5 protein-coding genes are annotated in these 5,156 nt (G+C 71.9%); 3 read left to right on the top strand and 2 right to left on the bottom strand.

Annotated elements, in window-relative coordinates; translation table 11 throughout:
* The 3 genes from H5J30_RS16755 to H5J30_RS16765 form a co-directional block, all read left to right on the top strand.
* Window positions 1–451 (top strand): zinc-binding dehydrogenase (locus H5J30_RS16755; RefSeq protein ID WP_181788233.1); only part of this gene is annotated, 451 nt, incomplete at its 5' end.
* Between the two features lie 381 nt (window positions 452–832).
* Window positions 833–3,064, top strand: coding sequence for a PQQ-dependent sugar dehydrogenase (locus H5J30_RS16760; protein WP_258563361.1), 2,232 nt, complete (start codon window positions 833–835; stop codon window positions 3,062–3,064).
* A gap of 83 nt (window positions 3,065–3,147) precedes the next feature.
* Window positions 3,148–3,882: a ThuA domain-containing protein gene (locus H5J30_RS16765; RefSeq protein ID WP_258563363.1), complete on the top strand. Its 735-nt coding sequence runs from the start codon at window positions 3,148–3,150 to the stop codon at window positions 3,880–3,882.
* Window positions 3,883–4,044: 162 nt separating this feature from the next.
* Here the strand turns inward: H5J30_RS16765 and H5J30_RS16770 are convergent, their stop codons facing one another.
* Both H5J30_RS16770 and H5J30_RS16775 read right to left on the bottom strand, forming a co-directional pair.
* Window positions 4,045–4,539 (bottom strand): hypothetical protein, encoded by a 495-nt coding sequence (locus H5J30_RS16770; protein WP_181788235.1) that lies wholly within the window; start codon window positions 4,537–4,539, stop codon window positions 4,045–4,047.
* A gap of 20 nt (window positions 4,540–4,559) precedes the next feature.
* Window positions 4,560–5,156: amidase family protein (locus H5J30_RS16775; protein ID WP_258563362.1), on the bottom strand; the 597-nt coding region annotated here is incomplete at its 5' end.

Raw genomic sequence — 5,156 nt, forward strand, 5'->3', positions numbered from 1 at the left:
GAAGGAGGAGCTGGCCCGCGCCGCGGGGGCCACCGACTTCGTCCTCGCGGCCCCGGGCGGGGAGCGCGACACCGCGAAGCGGATCCGTACGCTGACGGCGGGCATCGGCGCCGACGTGGCGATCGAGTGCGCCGGCCGGGCGGAGTCGATACGTACCGCCTGGTCCTCGACGCGGCGCGGCGGCCGGACCACGGTCGTCGGCATCGGCGGGCAGGAGGAGCGGGTGTCGTTCTCGGCGCTGGAGCTCTTCTACTTCGGCCGCACGCTCTCCGGTTGCGTCTACGGCAACAGCGACCCGGCCCGCGACCTGCCCGCCATCGCCGCGCACGTACGCGCCGGGGAACTGGACCTCGGCGGGCTCGTCACCGCGCGCATCGGGCTCGACGGCATCCCGGCGGCGTTCGACGCGATGCTCGCGGGACGCGGGGGACGGGCGCTCGTGGTGTTCTGAGCGCCCGCCGCGGTCCGCACGCCGGTCAGCCGGATTTCTTGACGGCCGTGTCGGAGCGCGGAAAGAAAGTGCCCTGACGATCAATCTGCGACAACACCCTTGTCTTCACTTCTTGGAGGCAAGAAGGGGCAGAGACGGGGGTTCTGCCAAGTCCCTTCGGGCTTTGGACTCTTGGTGGATAAAGTTTGTTTGCGGTTGAGTCGAAGCAGTTCCCAGGGTGGCGAAAAGAAGTTAACTTGTTGCGGACCGGTCAGCCGGGGCGGCGTCGTCACCCCCCTCCATCGGACGACGCCGCCCCGTGGCGCGACGGCACGCGCCTGTGCAACCCCCCACCGACCCTCTCCCCGGAGGAAACGCGTGCACAGGAAACTCAGAAAGGTCATGGCCGCATTGTCGGGCGGGCTGCTCGTGACGTCGGGCGTGGTCGCGCTCACGGTCACGCAGACGGCCACCGCCGCGCCGCCGAAAGCCGCGGCCGCGGAGTTCCGGCAGGTCGAACTCGCCAAGGGCGTACCCGACATGGGCGAGCCCATGTCGCTGGCCGTGCTCCCCGACCGGTCGGTGCTCCACACCGCGCGCGACGGCACGCTGCGCCTGACCAACGCCAACGGCGACACCAGCGTCGCGGGCAAGCTCCCCGTCTACACCAACGACGAGGAGGGTCTGCAAGGCGTCGCCGCCGACCCCGACTTCGCGTCCAACCGCTTCGTCTACCTCTACTACGCCCCGCCCCTGAACACCCCCGGCGGCGGCGCCCCCGAGACGGGCAGCCCCGCCGACTTCGCGCCCTTCGACGGCGTCAACCGCCTCTCGCGGTTCGTCCTGGGCGAGAACGGCACGCTGGACATCGGCAGCGAGGTCACCGTCCTGGAGGTCCCGACCTCCCGCGGCCAGTGCTGCCACGTGGGCGGGGACATCGACTTCGACGCCGAGGGCAACCTGTACCTGTCCACCGGCGACGACACCAACCCGTTCGCCTCGGACGGCTACACGCCGATCGACGAACGCGCCGACCGGAACCCGGCATTCGACGCCCAGCGCTCCGCCGCCAACACCAACGACCTGCGCGGCAAGGTGCTGCGGATCAAGGTCAACGCGGACGGCTCGTACGACATCCCGGCCGGCAACCTCTTCGCGCCCGGCACGGAGAAGACCAGGCCCGAGATCTACGCCATGGGTTTCCGCAACCCGTTCCGGATGAGCGTCGACAAGGCCACCGGCGTCGTCTACCTCGGCGACTACGGCCCCGACGCCGGCACCGCGAGCGCCACCCGCGGCCCCGGCGGCCAGGTCGAGTTCAACCGCATCAGCGAGCCGGGCAACTTCGGCTGGCCGTACTGCACCGGCGACAACGACGCCTACGTCGAGTACGACTTCGGCAACGGCTCCTCCGGCGGCACCTACAACTGCGGCGCCCCCGTCAACAACTCGCCGCACAACACCGGCCTGACCGAGCTGCCGCCCGCCCAGGCCGCCTGGATCCCCTACGACGGCAACTCCGTCCCCGAGTTCGGCAACGGCTCCGAGTCCCCGATGGGCGGCCCCGTCTACAACTACGACGCCGGTCTCGACTCGGCCGTGAAGTTCCCCGAGGAGTTCGACGGGGACTACTTCGCCGGCGAGTTCGGCCGCCGCTGGATCAAGAACATCAAGGTCGACGGCTCCGGCGGGGTCCAGTCCATCAACGACTTCCCCTGGTCGGGCACGCAGGTGATGGACATGGCCTTCGGGCCCGACGGCGCGCTCTACGTCCTGGACTACGGCACCGGCTTCGGCAGCGGCGACGACTCCAGCGCGCTCTACCGCATCGAGAACGTACCGGCCGGCGAGGAAGGCGGCGCCGCGGCCGGCGAGGAGCCGAAGGTGGTGAAGGCCGGCGGCGCGGACAGCGACACGCCGCAGGCCGCGAGCGCGGCGTCGGTGGAGCTGAAGCTCCCCGGCGACGGGCAGCTCTTCGAGTTCGGCGACGCCGTGCCGTTCGAGATCGAGGTGACCGACCCCGACGGCGGAGAGGTCGACTGCTCGAAGGTGACCCTCGACTACCTGCTCGGCCACGACTCGCACGCCCACCACCTCGCGTCCGCCTCGGGCTGCTCCGGCACCCTGCAGACGCCCCAGGACGGCGGGCACGACGTGAGCGCCAACATCTTCGGCGTCTTCACCGCCAAGTACACCGCCGCGGACGGCACGACCGTCACCGACCAGCACCTCGCGCAGCCCCGCCACCGGCAGGCGGAGCACTTCAAGACCACCGAGGGCGTCGAGGTCGAGCAGTCCGGGTCCGCCGAGGGCGGCGCGCGGGCCGGCGGCATCGACGACGGCGACTGGGTCGCGTTCACCCCGTACCTGGTCGAGGACGGCGACTTCACCGCCCGCGTGGCCGCCGAGGCGGCCGGCGGGGCCATTGAGGTACGCGCCGACGCACCGGACGGCGCGCTGCTCGGCACCGTCGACGTGCCGGCGACCGGAGGCGCGGACACGTACGAGGACGTGACCACCACGCTGGCCGACGCACCGGCGGAGACCACGACGCTGCACCTGGTCTTCACGGGCGCGGGCGACGCGCCCTTCACCGTCGACTCCTTCACCCTCGGCTCCGGAGGCGAACAGTGACCGACACCACCAAGCGGCGGGCCCGGCGGCTCGCCGTCCCGGCCGCCGCGTGCCTGCTGCTGGGCGCCGTGGCCGCGCTCCCGATGACCGGCGCGACGGCGGCCCCGCCGCCGCAGGCGCCGGCCGCGGCAGAGGAGGCAGCAGCCCCCTTCGACGTGCTGGTTTTCTCCAAGACGGCCGGCTTCCGGCACGACTCGATCGACGAGGGCGTCGCGGCGCTCACCCGACTGGGCACCGAGAACGACTTCACCGTCACGGCCACGGAGGACGCCGGCGCGTTCACCGGGGAGAACCTGTCGCAGTACGAGACGGTCGTCTTCCTGCACACGACGGGCGACGTGCTCGACGCGACCCAGCAGACGGCGTTCGAGGGCTACATCAAGGGCGGCGGCGGCTACATGGGCATCCATGCCGCCGCCGACACCGAGTACGACTGGCCGTTCTACGGCGAGCTGGTCGGCGCCTGGTTCGCCTCCCACCCGGCGATCCAGCAGGCCACGGTGAACGTGGAGGACCACGCGCACGACGCCACCGCCCACCTGGACGACCAGTGGGTCCGCAACGACGAGTGGTACGACTACCGGGCCAACGCGCGCGACACCGCGCACGTGCTGGCCACACTCGACGAGACGACGTACGACGGCGGGCAGATGGGCGAGGACCACCCCATCGCCTGGTGCCAGGAGTACGAGGGCGGCCGGTCGTTCTACACCGGCGGCGGCCACACCGCCGAGTCGTACGCCGAGCCGGACTTCGTACGCCACCTCCTCGGCGGCGTCCGCTGGTCGGCGGGTGCGGTGGAGTCGGACTGCGCATGAGTCACCGGGTCGCCCGACCCGGCTGACCCCCGAGACCCGTCGTCGTCGCGAGGGGCGACGACGAGGGACCGGCCTCCGGGCCGGACAGGCGAACGGGTGTCACGCCGAACCACCCCGCCGCCGAACCCAGGTGCCCGGCCGTCCCGGCCGGGCACCTGGTCGTCAGCCGCCCTTGGGGCGCCCCCATGAGCTGGTGAAAAGCCAGATCCACCACAGCGGGTTGACGAGGTTGAACCAGCGTTTCCGGTTGGCCAGGTGCCACGCGTGGTAATCGTCCTGCTCCGCGACCGTGCCGATCCTGCCGGCGTCCGCCGCTCCGAGGACGGGCACGAGGTCACGCACCGTGGTCGGCAGCCAGCGGCGGTGGACGTACACCACCCAGGCGCCGTGCTCCCTGGCCATCCGGGACGGCCAGGTATCGATACGGGCGCCGTTGCAGCACAACCGGACGCCTTTCGGCTCAAGACACCCCCGGGCCTGCCGGAGCGCCTCGAAGAGATCGGCGCCCTCGCCCTCCCACTCCACGGCGGACGATGACTCGATCTTCAGCCGCCAGGCGTCCTCGTGGTGGTCGACAGTGGCGGTCCACGCCACCGGCGTGCCGTCCACGAGGGCCCGGAGGCCGATCCGCTCGGTCACCGGCTCTTCCGAAGACAAGTCCGCTTCCCCGCCCCGCCTCAGGCGTCCTGGATCCGGCGCCACGGCCGGTCGGCCTCCAGGGCGAAGGCCAGCTCCAGCAGCGTGCGTTCGTCGCCGTGGGCCGCCGAGAGCATCACCCCGGCCGGCACGCCGCCCGCGGGTGCCGGGTCGGCCGCCGGGGCGGGCAGGGAGATGGCCGGGCTGCCGTTGATGTTGTTGATGGGCGTGAAGGCCACGTACGCCCGGAGGCGGTTCAGCAGTTCCTCGTACGGGACGTTGGGCGACAGGTGCCCCAGCCGCGGGGTGGTGTGCGCGAGGACCGGGGACAGCAGCACGTCGTAGCGCGTGAGCGCCGCGTCGTACGCCTCGTCCGCCGCGCGGCGCAGGCGGCGCAGGAACGCCGGGGTCGTGTGCATCCGGCGCATGTACGTCGCCCGCAGGCCCCTGCTCAGCCCGTCCATCCGGCGGCCGTCGAAGTGCCGGTCGTACACGAACCGCCCGCCCGCGCCGGCGAGGAAGGCGAGCATGCCCCAGTACGAGATGAAGTCCTGCTCGAAGCGGCCGTCGAGGGGCAGCGCGTACGGCTCGACCGCGTGCCCCTGCCCCTCCAGCGCGATCGCGACGGCGGCGACGGC

This window comes from Streptomyces phytophilus (genome assembly GCF_013870535.1).
GTDB lineage: Bacteria > Actinomycetota > Actinomycetes > Streptomycetales > Streptomycetaceae > Streptomyces > Streptomyces phytophilus.